The sequence below is a fragment of the Pseudomonas sp. PS01299 genome (genome assembly GCF_029960145.1).
Classification (GTDB): Bacteria; Pseudomonadota; Gammaproteobacteria; order Pseudomonadales; family Pseudomonadaceae; genus Aquipseudomonas; species Aquipseudomonas putida_A.
In genome coordinates this window covers 1-17269 of sequence record NZ_JASCPO010000125.1, presented here as the reverse complement: position 1 = coordinate 17269, position 17269 = coordinate 1, and the positions used below count along the sequence as shown (strand labels likewise).

General features: G+C 60.9%; 12 protein-coding genes and 1 pseudogene. 1 reads left to right on the top strand and 12 read right to left on the bottom strand.

From position 1 onward, the window contains the following. Positions 1-49 precede the first annotated feature (49 nt). From QMX91_RS19980 to QMX91_RS19970, 3 genes and pseudogenes are all read right to left on the bottom strand, one after another. Positions 50-235, bottom strand: a pseudogene (locus QMX91_RS19980) (short-chain dehydrogenase); the annotation flags it as partial. 64 nt (positions 236-299) lie between these two features. Next, positions 300-1124, bottom strand: a complete 825-nt coding sequence (locus QMX91_RS19975; RefSeq protein ID WP_134785478.1) for an SDR family oxidoreductase — start codon at positions 1122-1124, stop codon at positions 300-302. 36 nt (positions 1125-1160) lie between these two features. After that, positions 1161-1625: a multidrug transporter gene (locus QMX91_RS19970; RefSeq protein WP_098967290.1), complete on the bottom strand. Its 465-nt coding sequence runs from the start codon at positions 1623-1625 to the stop codon at positions 1161-1163. A 178-nt stretch (positions 1626-1803) separates the two neighbouring features. Between QMX91_RS19970 and QMX91_RS19965 the strand changes: the two genes are divergently transcribed. Next, positions 1804-4656 carry an RHS repeat-associated core domain-containing protein gene (locus QMX91_RS19965; RefSeq protein WP_282413239.1) on the top strand — a complete coding sequence of 951 codons (2853 nt, stop codon included), beginning with the start codon at positions 1804-1806 and terminating at the stop codon, positions 4654-4656. Positions 4657-4730: 74 nt separating this feature from the next. On the opposite strand, the gene QMX91_RS19960 is transcribed toward QMX91_RS19965, so the two are convergent. The 9 genes from QMX91_RS19960 to algK form a co-directional block, all read right to left on the bottom strand. Further along, positions 4731-6182, bottom strand: coding sequence for a mannose-1-phosphate guanylyltransferase/mannose-6-phosphate isomerase (locus tag QMX91_RS19960; RefSeq protein ID WP_090281856.1), 1452 nt, complete (start codon positions 6180-6182; stop codon positions 4731-4733). A 216-nt stretch (positions 6183-6398) separates the two neighbouring features. Further along, on the bottom strand, positions 6399-7055 hold the full coding sequence (locus QMX91_RS19955; protein WP_127651075.1) for an alginate O-acetyltransferase AlgF: 657 nt from the start codon (positions 7053-7055) through the stop codon (positions 6399-6401). Between the two features lie 15 nt (positions 7056-7070). Then, positions 7071-8243, bottom strand: a complete 1173-nt coding sequence (locus QMX91_RS19950) for an alginate O-acetyltransferase (RefSeq protein WP_282413238.1) — start codon at positions 8241-8243, stop codon at positions 7071-7073. 10 nt (positions 8244-8253) lie between these two features. Then, positions 8254-9819: an MBOAT family protein gene (locus tag QMX91_RS19945; protein ID WP_007969546.1), complete on the bottom strand. Its 1566-nt coding sequence runs from the start codon at positions 9817-9819 to the stop codon at positions 8254-8256. 322 nt (positions 9820-10141) lie between these two features. Continuing rightward, positions 10142-11254, bottom strand: a complete 1113-nt coding sequence (locus QMX91_RS19940; RefSeq protein WP_223008438.1) for a mannuronate-specific alginate lyase — start codon at positions 11252-11254, stop codon at positions 10142-10144. Between the two features lie 8 nt (positions 11255-11262). Then, positions 11263-12723 carry an alginate O-acetyltransferase gene (locus tag QMX91_RS19935; RefSeq protein ID WP_223008437.1) on the bottom strand — a complete coding sequence of 487 codons (1461 nt, stop codon included), beginning with the start codon at positions 12721-12723 and terminating at the stop codon, positions 11263-11265. Positions 12724-12733: 10 nt separating this feature from the next. Beyond that, positions 12734-14305, bottom strand: coding sequence for a mannuronan 5-epimerase AlgG (gene algG, locus QMX91_RS19930; protein WP_223008436.1), 1572 nt, complete (start codon positions 14303-14305; stop codon positions 12734-12736). A 26-nt stretch (positions 14306-14331) separates the two neighbouring features. After that, positions 14332-15813 (bottom strand): alginate export family protein, encoded by a 1482-nt coding sequence (locus QMX91_RS19925; RefSeq protein ID WP_027610925.1) that lies wholly within the window; start codon positions 15811-15813, stop codon positions 14332-14334. Next, the gene (gene algK, locus QMX91_RS19920; RefSeq protein WP_282413240.1) at positions 15810-17255 is read right to left on the bottom strand and encodes an alginate biosynthesis TPR repeat lipoprotein AlgK; all 1446 of its coding nucleotides are present in this window, start codon (positions 17253-17255) and stop codon (positions 15810-15812) included. Before algK ends, QMX91_RS19925 begins: the two co-directional genes overlap by 4 nt. Positions 17256-17269 lie beyond the last annotated feature (14 nt).

Below are 17269 nucleotides of genomic sequence, written 5' to 3'. Positions count from 1 at the left end.
TGCATTCTCCTGTGGGAGCGGGCTTGCTCGCGAAAGCGTCAACCCGGTCTCAGAGCTTCCCACGCAAGCCGAACCGCTTCATCAACGTCGACTCCAGCAATCCCTTGGGCAATAACGTCGCCAGCAACGGCAACGCGCGGCTGCCATTACCAATGCGGATCAATCTTGGCGGCGTGCCCTGCTGCACAGCCTTGAGCAACTCAGCCGCAAACTCACTGGCCGGCGTCGATTTCTCCTCCCACATTTGGAATGCATTCTCCTGTGGGAGCGGGCTTGCTCGCGAAAGCGTCAACCCGGTCTCAGAGCTTCCCACGCAAGCCGAACCGCTTCATCAACGTCGACTCCAGCAATCCCTTGGGCAATAACGTCGCCAGCAATGGCAACGCGCGGCTGCCATTACCAATGCGGATCAAGCGTGGCGGCGTGTTCTGCTGCACCGCTTTGAGCAACTCAGCCGCAAACTCACTGGCCGGCGTCGGCTTGTCCTGCGATGCCTTGGCCCGCGCACGAATCCCCTCGCGCAACGGAAACCACGGTGATTGCTCGTTGATCAGTTGCTCGGCTTCGTGCCCGGCATTCTTGGCAAAGCTCGACTGGATCGCCCCAGGCTGGACCTCCATCACGCGGATACCGAACGGCGCCAGCTCCATGCGCAGCGCATCGCTCAGCGCATGCACCGCGGCCTTCGAGGCGCAGTAGGCGCCGGCGAACGGCGTGACCAGTACCCCTGAGACACTGCCGATGTTCACCACCAGCCCCTTGGCCCGGCGCAGCACCGGGAACAGTGCGCGAGTGACGCCGACAATCGAGAACACGTTGGTCTCGAACTGGCGCTGCATGGCCGGCACGCCGCCATCGAGCAGCGGCCCCATCGCGCCATAACCGGCGTTGTTGATCAGCACGTCGAGGCCGCCGTGTTGCTGGTTGATGCGCTCAGCGAGTTGTTCCAGCGCCACACTGTCATTGACGTCCAGCGCGATTGCGCTGAACCCGGCAGCGGCGAGGGCCGCGACGTCTTCAGCCTTGCGCGCGCTGGCCCAGACCTCGTAACCGGCGGCTTTGAACGCATCGGCGAGGGCGCGGCCAATGCCGCTGGAGCAACCGGTAATCAACGCAACGGGCATGGCGCATTCCTTGGGCAAAAAATGGGAGGAGGGGGATCAGTCGGAGAAACTGCCCTGCAAGCGCTCGGCACGAAACTCCAGGGTTTGTGGGCGATAACCGGGGCGCAGTGGAGGCATCGGCAGGCAGTCTTCCCAGTCGCCACCGGCCTGCAGTTCGCCGGGGCCGCGATAGCGCGGGGCGGTGTATTGGTTGTCGGCCAGATTGACCGTGTCGCCCGGCGCGTAAGCTGCGATACGCCAGCGCAGTTCAGTCAGCGGCACGTCGTTGCCGTTTTTCATTTTCAATTGCAGCGGCCGATCTGCCGGGCATTGCTCCGGTGCATAGCTGATGCGCATCTCAAGGCGCGCCAGTTGCTTGAGCTCGCGGTTGTCCAGCCACACCACCCACATGGCCACCAGGCCCAGACCGACAGCCGCGGCCACGGAGACCGGCACAGCCTTGGCGGGATAGCGCAGCAGCAGAATCAACCAGGTGATGATCAGCAGGATGCCGATGAACATGAGGGAAGGCTCCTTGGTTCGTGAGTACCATCCTACCGGAGGGCCGGCGCAATGGACATTCGCGCGTATTCCGAATGTACCGTCAGTCGGTACTGTAATTTCTGACAGTTGAAAATCGTAAAGCGCGGATGCTCTGATGCCCTGAAGCATGGATAACGCTAGTGCCGGGAGCAAGCTGATGAACAAGCATGGCAAAACACCGACGCTTTCAGTAAGCGACCCGCGCGGACTGCAGGTTCGGACGGTTGGTTATTGGCGTGCCGACGACCTTTGCCCAGCTCAAACCCGCGTCAATCGCACGGCGCGCGACGCTGCCGGAAGGGTTGTGGAACAGTGGGATCCGCGCCTGTGGGCACTGCAAACGACCGAGCCGCTGACGCCAGCGAATCTGCGCACCCTTTATTCGTTGATCGGGCAAACGCTGCGCTCCGACAGCGTCGATGCCGGTACGCAGCTGGCGTTGAACGGGCTGGGTGCCGAGACGCTGTACGACTGGGACAGTCGAGAAACCTGGCGCGAGGTGCAACACGACCCGTTGCTGCGTCCGATTGCCGTGTTCGAAGAAGGCGCATCCGAGCCTAGGCGGTGCGTCGAACGTCTCACTTACGGTCAGCCCGGCGCGGGTGATCCCTCCCGGAATCAGCTGGGCCAGTTGATTCGGCACGATGATCCGGCGGGTAGTGTGTGCTCGCAAAGCTTTGCAATCAGTGGGCAATGCATTGAAAGCACACGGCACTTCACTCTCGACCCCAGCGTCCCCGATTGGCCGCAAAACGTTGATGACCGCCAGCGCTTGCTGGAGCCCGGTGACGGTGCAACGACCCGCTGGCGCTTCGGGCCGCTGGGGCAGGTACTCGAACAAGTCGATGCACGTGATAATCGACAGGACCGCGAGTTGACGCTGGACGGTCAGTTGCGCGCCTGCCATCTGCAATTGCGGCACCAGACCAAAGCGCAAACGCTGGTGAGCGACATTCGTTACAACGCTGATGGGCAAGTCACTCAGGAACTGGCGGGCAATGGTGTGCTGACGACGCTGACCTATCAGCCCGAGGATGGTCTTCTGCTAACCCGCCATGCGAGGAAAGCCGGGGGCGAGATATTGCAACATCTGATCTACGACTACGACCCGATGGGCAACTTGCTGAGCATCGAGGACAAGTCACTGCCGATCCGGTATTTCGCCAACCAGCGTATCGATCCTGCCAGTCGTTTCGACTATGACAGCTTCTACCAGTTGCATGTGGCCACCGGTTGGGAAGCAGGTGCTGCTACTCAAGGTCCGGCGTCCATCGGACGTGACGATCCGGCAGCAGTGAGCAATTATCGACAGACCTTCCACTACGATGAATCCGGCAATCTGCTGCTGCTGACGCATGTTGGCGCGCGCAATGGCCGCGAGCTCAAAGCTGCGCGATCAAGTAATCGCTGTTTGCCTTACCGTAATGGCGTGCCACCGACGGAAGAGGAGATTGCCGCGGCGTTCGATCCCCGTGGCAATTTGCGAGCGCTGTACGCGGGGAGTTCATTGACGTGGAATCTGCGTAATCAGTTGCAATCGGTCACGCCGGTCGAACGTGCCAGCGGCCCCAATGACCGTGAACACTATTGCTACGACGGTGCCGGCCAACGTGTGCGCAAGATTCGCTCACTCCAGACGAATGCCCGCGGCGTCACGGCCCAGGTGCGCTATTTGCCTGGGCTGGAGCTACGTACCGACACGGCCACCGGTGAACAACTGCAAGTGATCTGCGTCGAGGGCCACATCAGCCGTGTACACGTGCTGCACTGGGAAAGTGCTCCGCCCACCGGTTCCAATGACCATTATCGGTACACGCTGACGGATCATCTCGGATCGACCTGCCTGGAACTGGGCGAGGATGCCCGGCTCATCAGTCAAGAAACTTTCCTCCCGTCCGGTGAAACGGCGTGGAGCAAGGACACCGAGGCCAGTTACAAAACCCTGCGTTATTCGGGTAAGGAGCGCGATGCCACAGGTCTCTATTATTATGGCTATCGCTATTACATGCCGTGGTTGCAGCGCTGGTTGAATCCTGACCCGAAAGGCTTTATCGACGGGCCGAACCTGTATCAGATGGTGGGTAACTCGCCCATGAACCATGTCGACACCGATGGGGGCGGGAAGACCGCCACATCTGAGTTGGCTGACAGTGTGCAAAAGCAGCAGGCATTAATGAGCACGATGACCTCGGCGGCAGCGGACGTCAGAAACTCATTGCTCAACCACACTCAGGCGCGACACCGGTTTCAGGCCCTGGTCAGGCGCGTCGGCACGCAACTGGCCAGCAGCATGTTCAGCGCAGGCGCTCAAGCCGCAGGGGGCACGATTGGCACTGCAATGGGCACCGTGTTCGGACCGGTAGCCGGTTCGCTTGGGGGCAAGATTGGCACGAAGGTCGGCGATAAGTTGGCGGGTGCAGCCATCGACAAGGTGGTGGACACCTATCAGTTGAACCGACCCATCCATTTCAAGGGCAGCGAATTGAATCCCAAGGCTCTGGTTGAAAGCGTCGAGCCGAAAAAGAAGCTGAGTCTTGCCACAGTGAAACTGCAATTGGCAGCGCATGATCCGCGCACAGCCGACGGTCGATCACGATTGACCGAAATGGCGCGCGCCAAGGTCGAGGGCAAAGTGATCGAGGCAGTCTCTGAAAAACTGGGACCAGAAACTCGGGGGCTGTTCCAGACGGGGCGGGAATTCATCCATGCAGCGCAGGGACTGAATGCTGAGGCGTTAAGCAACACTCATGAACATCTTTCGGCAAACATCGACATGGTCGAGTTCAGGACGCAGGCCATCCTTACCGAGCTGGCAACCACCGGCAGCGCGGATCCGGGGCTTTTCGAAGCGGTCTCCGACTTGTCGATGCAAACGTCCAGTACGCTGCAGAGCCTCCAGCGGACCCAGGACTTTATCGGACTGCTCGCACCGGCTCCTTACGCGGGAAGGCAGCAATCGCTGGGGGGATATTCCCGGCCAAGGCTGACTCGACAACATTCGTTGAGTTGAAAAAAAGCCCCCGCCCAACCCACTGCGGATAGGGGACGCAGCGGGCTGGACGGGGGCTTCTCATTGCCGGGTGATCACTGCGCGATGGTTTTCACCGACACGCCACGTTCGATCGGGGTGGAGCGACCGTAGATATCTTCGAAGCGTTCGATATCGTCTTCACCGAGATAGCTGCCCGATTGCACTTCGATGATTTCCAGCGGGATCTTGCCCGGGTTGCGCAGGCGGTGCACCGAGGCGATCGGGATGTAGGTCGACTGGTTTTCAGTGAGCAGAAAGACGTTCTCGTCGCAGGTCACTTCAGCAGTGCCGCTGACCACGATCCAGTGTTCGGCGCGGTGGTGGTGCATCTGCAGCGACAGGCACGCACCCGGTTTGACCGAGATGTGCTTGACCTGGAAGCGCCCGCCCATGTCCACCGAGTCGTAGGACCCCCACGGACGGTAAACCTCGCAGTGGTTCTGGGTTTCGCTGCGGCCCTGCTCGTTGAGGGTGTTTACCATTTGCTTGACGCCCTGAACCTTATCCTTGTGCGCGATCATCATCGCGTCCTTGGTTTCGACCACGACGATGTTTTCCAGCCCGATCACCGACACCAGTTTGCCGTTGCCGTGGATCATGCAGTTCTTGCTGTCCTGGATTACCACGTCGCCTTTGCTGACGTTACCGTTGGCGTCTTTTTCGTTGACTTCCCACAGCGACGACCAGCAGCCGACATCGCTCCAGCCAGCGGTCAGCGGCACCACGCAGGCGCGCTGGGTCTTTTCCATCACCGAGTAGTCGATGGAGTTGTCCGGGCAGCAGGCGAAGGTAGCTTCGTCCAGTGTGACGGTGTCGGCATCCTGCTGGCTGCGCTCGAGGGTCAGCAGGCAGGTGTCGTAGATGTCCGGATCGTGCTTTTTCAGCTCTTCGAGGAAGCGGCTGGCGCGGAACAGGAACATGCCGCTGTTCCAGTAGTAGCCGCCGGATTCAACGTACTCGGTGGCACGTTTGACGTCGGGTTTCTCGACGAAGTGCGAGACGCGGCTGACGCCCTCGGGCAGCAGCGAGTCGCCGGTGGATTTGATGTAGCCATAGCCGGTTTCCGGTTTGGTCGCCGGCACGCCGAACAGCACCATCTCGCCGTTTTCGGCGGCGACGGTGGCCAGGGCGAGGGCGCGTTGCAGGGCTTTCTGGTCTTCCAGCACATGGTCGGCCGGCAGCACCAGCATCAGTTCGTCACGGCCTTCGTTGACCAGCATCATCGCAGTCAGCGCTACCGCTGGTGCTGTGTTGCGGCCGAACGGTTCCATCAGGATGCGCTGGCATTCGAGGTTACGGTTGGCTAACTGCTCGTTGACGATGAAGCGGTGATCCTTGTTGCAGACCACGATCGGCGTGTCCATGCCTTCGAACACCAGACGTTCCAGAGTTTGCTGGAACAGCGTGTGTTCACCGGTCAGGGCGAGGAATTGTTTAGGGAATTGCTTGCGCGAAAGCGGCCAAAGACGTGAACCGCTACCACCTGACAAGATCACCGGAATCATATTGTTTACTCCATAAAAATCGATTGGTTAGAGGCACGAACGTTGTGTCGTTTCACTCTTGTTTTTGTCTCGTATCCGAACTGACAACCCGATCAAGGGTGGGAGGGGGCTTGCTCCCGAAGGCGGTTTATCAGTCGACATATCGGTTGAATGTCAGACCGCTTTCGCGAGCAAGCCCCCTCCCACAGTGGGGACGGGGTCAGTCAGGAAAAATGATTAGCGAGTCGACACCGGGCGTTTCACCCAGACTGGCGACAGGCTGCTGCCGGAACCGGTGACGTACAGCACCGCTGCTTCACCGCGCTCAAGGGCGACCGGTTTCACGTCGCCGACTTTCTTGTCGCCTTCGTACAGCGCCAGGCTGACTTTCACCGGGTTGATTTCACGTTCGCCACGGCCCTTGGCGGCCACGTTCGGCACCACGTCGGTCTTGCCGTCGGCGGTCTTCAGGGTCAGCGGCTTGTCGCTGAGGTTCTGCACGCGCACCAGGGATTTCTGCTTGTTCTTGAACGGTGGTTCTTCGATCAGTTGCGGCGCGCCGGACGCGTTGTTGACCAGGGTGTAGTAGTGGTCACCGGCGAGTTTGACCGGCAGGGTCTGGCTGCCGATTTTGGCGCTGTAGTCACCGCCCGGCATGAAGCTGAAGTCGCTGCTGGCCAGCGGCGCGACGTCGCTCAGGTTGGTGCTGCCGACGGTGGCGCTGACTTCGGCGTTGCTGGCGTTGTAGACCCGCACGAAAGTCGAGCCTTTCGGTGCGGTCGGGCCGTACAGCGCGGCGTCGCCACCGGCGAAAGCCTGGACGGAAAGCACGCTGAGGCCTGCAACCAGTGCGAAGCGTTTTGCGAGACGACGAGGAGTAGTTGTGAAAGTCATGGTGTTACCTCTCTTTCAGTTTTGCGCCCGATCGGGCGTCTCGGATTTAGTGTTGATGGCTACGTTTTGTTGGCGAGCACCGGCTTGTTTGAGCTCTGCGACCCACTGTGGGTCGGCGTCGCCGATTTCGTTGTTCACAGGCAGATATCGTTCAGGAAACTCCCAGATCAGCACCTGTGGCGGGCTGTTCTTGAAGTCATCGCTTTTCAGGTAGCTGAGCATCGGCAGGATCGGGCCGTGGCCGTCCTCGGCGTAATTGACCACGTCGCTGTGCAGCGCTTGTTTCAGCGCACCGACGAAGTTCCAGTTAGGGTTGGCGCTGTAGCTGGTACCGATCAGTGCGACCGGTACTTCGCTGCTGGCGAACAGCGCGTCGTCACCGGCAGGCTGCTCGGCGGCCACGGTGTTGCGCTTCTGCAGCGGCTCTTGTGCCGGCATCAGGTTTTCGAACAGCGGATCCAGCGGCAGGAACAGACGCAGGTCGCCCTTGTGCGTGACCTTTTCCGCTGGCGTGGTGACAAAGCGCTGCGGCTCGCCGCTGAGCGGGAACTTGTCGGCGATAGTCTTGGCCAGGGTGTTGGCGGCGATTTCAGCGCCTTCCGGGGTCCAGTGGGTGTCGGTGCGCAAGAACACTTGCTGACCGTTCTGCTTGGCCTGTTGCAGCGGGCCGAGCAGGTCCGGGGCGAGGATCTTGTCTGCCGCGACAAGGGCGTGGAAGTCCTGATAGAGGTTGGCGTGGATGCTCGCCGGCTTCACTTCACCCAGGTGTTCCGGGTACAGGCGCACCTTGGCCGGCACGATCGCCATCACCAGTTTCACGCCTTTCTCTTTCAGGGTCTGGCGCACGCCTTCGACCAGCGCGTAGTTGCCTTGCAGGTTCAGCTCTTCGTTGACGATCGGGTTGAATTCCTCGTCGCTGTACAGCCACTGATCGCGACCAAGCACTACGCCCGGACGACCTTCGTTGAACAGTTTGAAATCCAGCGCCGCCCAGAGGTTGGTGCCCAGACGCTTGATCGGAAACTGATCGTCGTAGTGGGTTTCCACGGCTTTGGTCCAGCGACCGTTAAGCACGGTCGCATCGGCGTTGGTGCTGAAGCCGAAGAAGCTGCGCACCGACCACAGACCGAGCACCAGCAGGGTCAGCAGAAACAGCGCGATGTAGAAGATGCGTAATGAGCGGGTCATGTCAGATCCCTCAGAACTGGAAGTAAAGGAACGGCGAGAAGCTTTGCGCCGAGAGTTTGAGAATCGAGGCGATGAACAGCAGCAGGATCAGCCCGCGCATCACGTAGCGTGACCAGTCCGCCGTCCAGTAGGCCGGTTGCACCTGCGCCTCGACGCCGACGGTGTAGCCAGGCTCGTGGATGCTCGCCGGGTTTTCGCCAGGCGCGGCTTTGATCATGCCCGGGGTCGCGGTGGCAGGGCCGTTGGCTTCGACGTTGACTTCAGGTTTGCTCTTCACCGGAGGCTGGTTGGTGTACAGATCACGCAGGCCGAAGAACGCCAGGGTTGCGTACGCCACCACCAGGGTCGCCACTTGCAGACCGGTGAGGCTGGCGCGGTTGAGTTCCGACAGCGACCAGTCACTGAAGCTGAACATCGCGCCGTACATGCGCCCGGCGACGTGCAGGTTTTCGGCACGGAAGATCACCCAGCCCATCACCACCAGCAGGAAGGTCAGCGCCCAGCGGATCGGGTTGAGGCTGCGCGGCGAGGTGTTGATGCCGAGCATTTTTTCGATCGCCAGCCACATGCCGTGCCAGGCGCCCCAGACGATGTAAGTGATGTTCGCGCCGTGCCACAGACCACCCAACAGCATGGTCAGGAACAGGTTGCGATAGGTCATCAGCGTGCCTTTACGGTTACCGCCGAGGGTGATGTACAGGTAGTCACGCAGCCAGGTCGACAGGCTGATGTGCCAGCGGCGCCAGAACTCGGTGATCGACTGGCTGATGTACGGCTGCTTGAAGTTTTCCATGAAGCGGAAACCCATCATCAGACCCAGACCGATGGCCATGTCGCTGTAACCGGAGAAGTCGAAATACAGCTGCGCGGTGTACGCCAGTGCGCCGAGCCAGGCATCCCCGGTGGTCGGGTTTTGCAGGGCGAAGCAGTGGTCGGCGACCACGGCGAGAGTGTCGGCAATGAACACCTTCTTGATGAAACCCTGCATGAACCGCGTGCAACCTTCGGAGAACTTGTCGAGGGTGTGCGTGCGGTTGTTGAACTGGTCGGCGAGGTCGCGAAAACGCAGGACCGGGCCGGCAATCAGGTGCGGGAAGATCGCCACGAACGCCGCGAAGTCGATCAGGTTGCGGGTGGCCGGGGTGTCGCCGCGATACACGTCGATGATGTAGCTGATCGACTCGAAGATGTAGAACGAGATACCGATCGGCAGCAGCACGTGGGTCAGGATGAACGGTTCCAGACCGAACGAGGTCATGATCGCGTTGATGCTGTCCACGCCGAAGTTGGCGTATTTGAAGTAGCCGAGGATGCAGAGGTCGACCGCGACGCCGAGCAGCAGCCAGCGCTGCGCCGGTTTGGTACGCACGCCGGCGGCACCGACTTTCAGGCCGATCCAGTAGTTCCACAGGGTGACGCCGGCGAACAGCGCCAGGAAGTCCACCCGCCACCACGCGTAGAACACGTAGCTGGCGATCAGCAGCAACAGGTTGCGATAGCGTTGCCCGCTCAGGTAGTACAAGCCGAGAAAGATCGGCAAGAACAGAAACAGGAACACGTTGGATGAAAATACCATCCCGATCTCTCCATGTTTGAACCAACAGTCAAGGGCCAAAGCCCCCCCAAACCCCCCGTGCTATTGGAGGGGTGATGCGTGTTTCTTTCAGGGTTGCGGAGGGACTTGAAATCTTTCCCTCACCCCCCGCCCTCTCCCGGAGGGAGAGGGAGCCTGATCTCTGGCGCTGCCAATATCGAGATCGACTCGGTATTTCTGTGCAGCCTGATCTCGATTGTTTTTCAACACCTGAGATCGACTGGATGTATCAGGTCGGCGGATTTCTCAAAAACACCTCGGTCAGTCCCCTCTCCCTCCGGGAGAGGGTTAGGGTGAGGGGCTTTTAGCCCTTCTCGTGGGACGGGTCGTAGACCTTGGTCAGGTCGCCGCCGAGGCGGAAGGTCTTGAACGGTTGCATGCCGTGCTTCTTCTCGATCACATCCGCCGGGCAGGTGTAGAGGGTGCAGAACGGTTCGAGCCAGGCGAATTTCATGTCCTCTTTCAGGTCGGTCATGTCCTGCTCTTTGCCGTTCTTCTTCTCGAACTGATCCGGGTCTTTTACCCCGGCCAGCACCCGGTCACCCAGACGCTTGAGCGCGCTGTTGTTTTCCTGACGCAGATCGACACCGTTGACCTGGGCGAAACTGGCGATCATCGCCAGTGGCGGCAGGGCGTAGTTGTGATAGGCGAGGGCGCGTTGCTGGCGCTTGAGTTCGTTGGGCAGGAAGCCGTCGGCGTCGATTTGATTGACCCCGACCTTGTATTCCTTCACCGCCCAATCAAACAGGTCGCGACGGTTGGTGGCGATCGAGGTCGCCATCACCGACCACGCGGCCCAGTACGAGTGGTTGTTGGTTTTTTCCAGCGGCAGGTTGTCCCAGTCGCTGACCACCTGATCGGCCATCTTGCTGAACCACGCCTCGATCTGCTGCGCTTCTTGCTGACGCGTGGCCAACGGATGCGAGTCGGAGAACTTCAGGCGAATGTACGAAGAGGCCATGCTGCCCAGCGCCCATTTGCGCATCGATTTGCCGGTGTGGTTGAAGTCTTTCGACATCAACGCATCGGCCTTGGCCCACGCGGTCAGCCAGTTCAGCGTGCAGTCGAGCTGCTCCGGACGACCGTCGCGCATGAACTGCATCACTCGTTTGGCGGTGCCGCGCTCCAGCGTGGTGATGTCCTTGGTGGTGTCGCGGAAGGCTTTTTCCGACTGCACGTTCAGGGTCGCGCGGGCCTTGTCCGAGCCTTCGTACTTGCTGCGAAATTGCAGCGGCCCGGTGTACGGCGCGGGCATCGCATCGCAGCCTTCGCTGTTGTCGCCGCTCTTGAATTTATCCACAGGAGCAAAGTAGCCCTGCGGCGGACGCAGTGGCGCGGCGGCCTGAGTGGCCCCGGCGAACATCGCCAGGGTCAGCAGGGATGGCGCAAGCAAGTGTTTGATCGTTCGATTTCGCATAGCAGACCTCATTGCCCGAGCTGAGCGGTTTGTGGCCCAGCGCCCGGGAATACGTTGCGTTTGCAGATTTTCGCTTCGACTTTTTGCGGCGCGGTACCCGCTTCCGGGCCCTGGACTTCGACAGCCAGCAGATTTTGCGAGGCCCAGTCTTCGTCCGTGCGCAGCTCAAAGGCGAAACGACCGTCGGTGTCGGAGGTTTCCGGTTTCTCGATCTTGATGTCCTCGTGGCGACCGTTCATGTACCAGAGGGTGGCTTGCAGGGTTTTCACCGAGGTGTCGGCGAAGCGGATGTCGACCTGATGGCTGCTGTTCTGCAGATTCAGGTTCTTGCTGTTGACCAGCAGTTCCTGTTTGCCGCCAGGCTTGAGCGTGGTGCTGGCGGACATTTGCGTGTCTTTGCCTTCGCAGCCGTTATCGAGCAGCGACATCATCTGGCGGTAGATGGTCTCCTGGTCGAGGCGGTACAGCGGCGAGAATTCCCAGATCAGAATCTTCGGCGGGGTCTTCTGGAATTCGTCGCTACCGAGGTACTGCAGCATCGAACCTTCCAGACCACCGCCGGGGAAGGCGACGTTGAGAATGTCAGCGCCAATGGCCTCTTCGAGGAAGCCGGCGAAGTTGTAGTTCTTGCCGCTGTGCGAGGTGCCCACGAGGGTGATCTGCGGGTTGCCGGAGTCACCGAACAGGTCGCCGTCACCGGCCTCGCCTTTCGGCTCGGTGGTGAACTGGTCCATGTACTGGATCGCGTAACTGGTGCCGCACAGTTGCCCGGCCATGTTGTGCAGGGTGCCGGTCTTGCCCATGCGTCCGGTGCGTTTGGTTTCGAATTCACGCTTGGGAATGTCGGCGAAGGCCGGGATCTGCTTGACCTTCTCGGCGACGATTTTCGCTGTGCGCTGAGCGCCGTATGGCGTCCAGTGCTGGTCGCCGCGGAAGTAGAAATCGTGGGCGGGCAGGGTGTCCGGCAGCGATTCGTTGGTCAGCGGCGACAGGTCCGGCACCACGTAACCCATCTGCGCGAAACGGCCGAGCATGGTCTTGTAGTTGCCCAGCGCTTTCTCGTAATCGAACGCGGCTTTTTCCTGCGGGTTGAGCTTGTTGCGGTTCACCAGGCCACGGGTCGGCTGATAGACGATCACCAGTTCGACGCCTTTGGCCTTGAACGCATCGTGCAGCTGTTGCAGGCGTTTGTAGCCGGCCGGGGTGGTGTTGAACTCGGTGCGCAAATCTTCCTGGGTACGGAACAGCCAGTCGCCCTGCGCCTGCACCAGGGTGGTGAAGTTTTGCTGATAACGCGTGGTGTAGTTCTTCGCGTCGTGCGCGGCCGGGCACAGGTTGCAGCATGGTTCGGCGCTGAATTTTGGCGGGGTGGCGCCCGCCGCGTCATCGGCGCGGGCAGCATTGCTGGCCGCCATAATGCCCACGGTCAGGGCCGACAGGCTGAGTAATTTGATCAAGTGTGGGTGCATAAAATTATCCTCAGTCCCGCATTTCGGTCTGGCGTTCGACAGGGTCGATCAGTACGGCTTTCTGCTGGCGCACCAGCAGGTCGAGAATTTCATCCTGGCGCTCGCCAAGGATGCCGTTGAAGCTGATGCCGCTGGATTTGGTCGGCGCCAGCATCGATACGCGATATAGCTCGACGCTCAACGGCGAGTCGATGGCCATCGGCCCGCTGCCGTTGGCCGCCAGTTCACCGCCGACCACGATCAGCGAGACTTGCGCATCGAACGGGTCGAGCTTGATGTCACGGTCGGTGTCGGTCAGGTCCTTGATGTGGCCGTAGACGCCGGTCAGACCGTTGGCCATGGCGACGTTTTCGTAGAGGCGGATGTTCACGCTGTTACGAATGCGGATGCCGTGGCGCTTGTTGCTGATGACCTTGTTGCCCCACAGCAGGTTGTCGGCGGACTCGTAGAGGGTGATGCCGTCAGTGTGGTTCTTGTAGATCTCGTTGTAGGCAATGATGTTGTTGACGCTGTTACGGTCGATCACCAGGCCCGAGAGGTGGTTGTCGTAGCTCTTGTTGTTGAAGATGAAGCTGTCGTTCACTTCTCGGGAAATGATGATGCCGTGCTTCTTCTTCGTACCGTGGACGGTGTTCTCGGCAATGATCAGACCGTGGGAACGGTCGTGCGGGTCGATGCCGTAGACGATGTTGTCCTTGTAGGTGTTGCCCTTGACCACGAAGTCGCGGGTCTCGTAGCAGTAGAAGCCGTACCACATGTCAGAGAACTCGGAGCCGACGATCCAGCCGGTCGGTTCAGGGCGCTTGAGCACCTTGGCCATGTTCGGCGTGTACTGGGAAATACTCACCCCGTACGACTTACTGTTGGCGTAGCCGAAACTGGCCATCTTGCTGTTGACGATGTAGGTCTCGGTGCCGCCCCAGGCCAGCAGAAACGGCCGGAATTCCTTCGGCGAACGGAAGGTTGCCGGGCCGTTTTCCTTCTCGCGCCAGCCGGTGACTTTGGTGTCACGCACGAACAACTGACCGTCGTTGACCAGGAACGAACCGGCCTCTTGCGACAGACGCAATTCCTGGGTCTGGCCGTCGATTTCGAGGATGCCTTTACGGCCGACCACGATCGGCAACTTCGCCAGGTACACGCCCGGCGCGGTTTCGCTGAAGTACTGCTTGGGCAGCTTCTGCGCCAGATCCTTGAGGTTCAGGTAACCGTCGTCGACGAAGATCGCCTGCGGGATGCCGTGCTGACGCACCACCCATTCGGCCATCTTGTTGTCGCCGCCGATGAAGTCCTTCAGGGCGTCTTCCTGCATCATCCGGCGCACGCTGATCTTGCCCGGTTTGCTGCGATTGATTTTCGCGGCAGCGGCCTCGGCGGTGAAGCCGGACAGGTCGGGCAGTTTCGGCTTGGCCAGTTCCAGCGCCTCGGTCGGCGCGCTGCTGACGGTGTAGGTCTTGGCTTGTTGCAGCTCTTTGGCGGTGGTCACCGGCTTGGCCGGTTCCACCGTGGCGAACGCGCCAGCGGAGGCCAGCAGCATGGCGCCGGCCAACAGGCTGAGCGAGCCTTTCCTTGCGTGGTGCATGTCGGGCACTCCCTTGGCGGTTTGCATCAGAAGCGCCAGATCACGTCGATGAACGCGCGGTGCATGTACGAATCGACCTGGCTGCCATAGGCATCACCGGGCTTGAACACACCGCCGCGGAAGCGCACCAGCGCCGACGGCTCGTCGATCGACTGGCTCAACGCCGCCGGCAGCAAGCCTTGCTTGAAGTACTTGGTCACCACCAGATCCATTTCCTGGCCCAGGTCCTTGTTGCCATCCTGCAGCGGCAGCGAGGTGCTGGAGAGGATCGCGCCAGTGACGTCGTCGGTGTTGTTTTCCACGGCGTTGATGCCGTTGCTGCCCACCGGTTTGTTGCCGTCCACGCGCCAGAACTTGTGGTAGATCAGGCTGGCGTCGTACTGGTCGTTGAGCATCCACGAACCGAACAGGGTGGCAGTCTGCATGTTGTTCATTTCGCCACGGAACGCTTCGCCGAAACGGTGCACGCGCGAGCGGGTACCGGTGTAGTTGGAGCGGTTGCTTTCCAGACCGTTCTGCTGGTAATCGGCGCTGGCGCGAGCGTAGGCCGCACCGACCTGCCACTGCGGATCGAGGCGCAGGCGCACGCCCAGGTCGGTGGCCCAGCCGTTGATGTCATCACTGCGCTTGGCTTGGGCCGGACGGCTGCCATCGGCGTTCAGCGGGTTGACCGAATCGAGGTCGCCGCTCATGCCAGTGATGCTGCCCCAGTAGTTGACGGTGTTGGTGTTGCGCCAGTTGTAGGCGTCGCTGTCGGCGGTCAGACCGAGCCAGCTGATGTCGCCGTTCTGGGTTTTGTCGAGGGTGTCGCGGGGCACGCCCGGTTCGGCGTAATCGAGCTTGCCGTTGTCGTGGGTGTGATGACCGCGAATGCCGACCCAGTTACCCGGGGTCCACTGATAGGCGGCATCGGCGTAGGCGTGCAGGCGATCCTTGTCTTTTGGCGCCAGCTCTTTGAGGTCGGTGCGGTATTCGCTGAAGCGTTCGGCGACACCGACGTTGGCGCGCAACAGGGTGGTGTCGAAGGTCCAGTTCAGCGCTTCGATGTTGGTGTCGCGCCATTGCCCGTCGTCATTGCGCAGGCGCTGGCGACCGAGCTTGAGCATCTCGCCGGGGTACGGCGTCAGGCCGCTGTAGCCGACCCAGAACTCGCGCATCGCCAAGTAGTTTTTCTTGGTTTTGCGGTCGCTGTTGTCGGTGGTTTGCTCACCGTCCGACTGCTGCAAGGTGTCGGTCTCGATGATGTCGGTCGAGGTCACGGCCTGACCCATGGCGTAGGCACTCCACGCGCCGCTTTCGCCGTAGATCCAAGGACGCAGGTCGAGGCCCACACCGTTGACGTCGCCACCGCTGGCGGTGCCGAGGTCGCGGTCGTCTTCGGACTGGCCGGTGATTTTTACTTCCAGACCGAAGTTCTTGGTTTCAGTGATCGCGGCCAGTGTCGGGCAAGACCAGATCAGCGCGAACGTGAGGCCAATGCCGGCCTTCACAAAGGGATTCAACTTCATAGGGATTCCTCGCCGTCTTCTTCTTGCAGGGCGTGCAGTTGCAGCGTGTTCTGGTTCAGGGCGCCGCGGCTGGCCTGTTCCTGTTGCAGCAGGCGCTGGGCTTCGGCCAGACGCTCGGGCGGCAATTGCGCTGCCAGGGTGGTCGCCAGTTCATCGGCTTGCGGGGTGTTCTGCGCCTTGGCCAATTGGCTGAATACATAGGCGTTGAGCGGGTCGGGCTTGGTGCCCTTGCCTTGGGAAAACAGTTGGGCAATGGCGAAATCGGCGCTGTTCTGGCCGTTGCGCGCGGCGGTCAGCAGGTGGTCGAGGGCCTTCTGCGGGTAGACCTTGCCCAGGTAACCACGGCGATAGATCTGGCCGAGGTAGTAGTCGGCGGCGACTTCGCGGCCGACGGCTTTCTGGAAGTGTTCTTCAGCGACTTTGGCGTCGGCCGGCACCAGTTTGCCTTCGTAGTAGAGCTTGCCCAGCAACAGTTCGGCGCGCGGCTGGTCGGCGGCGCGGCCGTTGTCCAGGTACTTCATCATCTGATCGACGTCGCCCAGTTCCGGGAAGTCGTAGAGCAGTTGCGCGAGGGTCACCCACGATGCCGGGTAGCCCGGTGCGATCGGTTCGAGCAGCGACTGCGCGGTCTTTTCGTCGGTCTTGCCCAGGGTCGAATCGGCCAGCACGCGGGCCACCGAATCGACGCGCTGCGCGCTGACCGTGCCACGGCTGTAACCGGCCTGCATCTGCTTGATCAGCTCGGCCTGTTGCTCCGGCTGGGCGCGTTTCTGATAGACCGTGGCCAATTCGACGTAGCAGATGTCGGTGGTGTTGAGCGCGGCTTTGCAGATTTTTTCCACGTCATCCAGATGCTGGTCGTAAGTTCCCTGGGTGCGATACAGCAGCACCTGCGCCAGACCCGCTTCCGGGTAACCGGATTTGCGCCACTGATCGATCTGCTGCTGTGCGTTGATGTTCGGGAAGCTGTGCGGAAATTGCAGGTACAGCATCGCCAGCGGGATCAACGTGTTGCCTTCGCCATTGGCGGCGGCTTTTTTCAACAGGCTTTCGGCTTCGTGGTGCTCGGCTTCGGTGGAACCCGGTTTGGCCACCAGCAGACGACCGAGACGGGCCTGGGCCCGAGGCGACACGTCGGCGGCGGCACGGTAGGTCGCTTCGGCCTGTTTGATCTGCTCGGGGTCGCGGCTGTCGACCTGGATATCGGCGAGACCGACTTGCGCCTCGCTGTAACCCAGATCTGCCAGTGCGCGGTAGTTCTGCGCGGCGGTGGCGGTGTCGCCACGCTTGAGCGCTTCGTTGGCCAGGCGTTGGTCGGGCAGGCCGGCGCAACCGGCGAGACTTACCGCCAGTGCGACTGCACACAGCGGACCCATGTGGGAGCGGGCTTGCTCGCGAAGGCGGTGTGTCAGCCCACACTGATTTTGAATGTTGAACCGCATTCGCGAGCAAGCCC

Excerpts from the sequence above, each read along its gene's own strand:
- QMX91_RS19975 (WP_134785478.1), bottom strand. The coding sequence starts at position 1,124 with ATGCCCGTTGCGTTGATTACCGGTTGCTCCAGCGGCATTGGCCGCGCC.
- QMX91_RS19970 (WP_098967290.1), bottom strand. The coding sequence starts at position 1,625 with ATGTTCATCGGCATCCTGCTGATCATCACCTGGTTGATTCTGCTGCTG.
- QMX91_RS19965 (WP_282413239.1), top strand. The coding sequence starts at position 1,804 with ATGAACAAGCATGGCAAAACACCGACGCTTTCAGTAAGCGACCCGCGC.
- QMX91_RS19960 (WP_090281856.1), bottom strand. The coding sequence starts at position 6,182 with ATGATTCCGGTGATCTTGTCAGGTGGTAGCGGTTCACGTCTTTGGCCG.
- QMX91_RS19955 (WP_127651075.1), bottom strand. The coding sequence starts at position 7,055 with ATGACTTTCACAACTACTCCTCGTCGTCTCGCAAAACGCTTCGCACTG.
- QMX91_RS19950 (WP_282413238.1), bottom strand. The coding sequence starts at position 8,243 with ATGACCCGCTCATTACGCATCTTCTACATCGCGCTGTTTCTGCTGACC.
- QMX91_RS19945 (WP_007969546.1), bottom strand. The coding sequence starts at position 9,819 with ATGGTATTTTCATCCAACGTGTTCCTGTTTCTGTTCTTGCCGATCTTT.
- QMX91_RS19940 (WP_223008438.1), bottom strand. The coding sequence starts at position 11,254 with ATGCGAAATCGAACGATCAAACACTTGCTTGCGCCATCCCTGCTGACC.
- QMX91_RS19935 (WP_223008437.1), bottom strand. The coding sequence starts at position 12,723 with ATGCACCCACACTTGATCAAATTACTCAGCCTGTCGGCCCTGACCGTG.
- algG (WP_223008436.1), bottom strand. The coding sequence starts at position 14,305 with ATGCACCACGCAAGGAAAGGCTCGCTCAGCCTGTTGGCCGGCGCCATG.
- QMX91_RS19925 (WP_027610925.1), bottom strand. The coding sequence starts at position 15,813 with ATGAAGTTGAATCCCTTTGTGAAGGCCGGCATTGGCCTCACGTTCGCG.
- algK (WP_282413240.1), bottom strand. The coding sequence starts at position 17,255 with ATGCGGTTCAACATTCAAAATCAGTGTGGGCTGACACACCGCCTTCGC.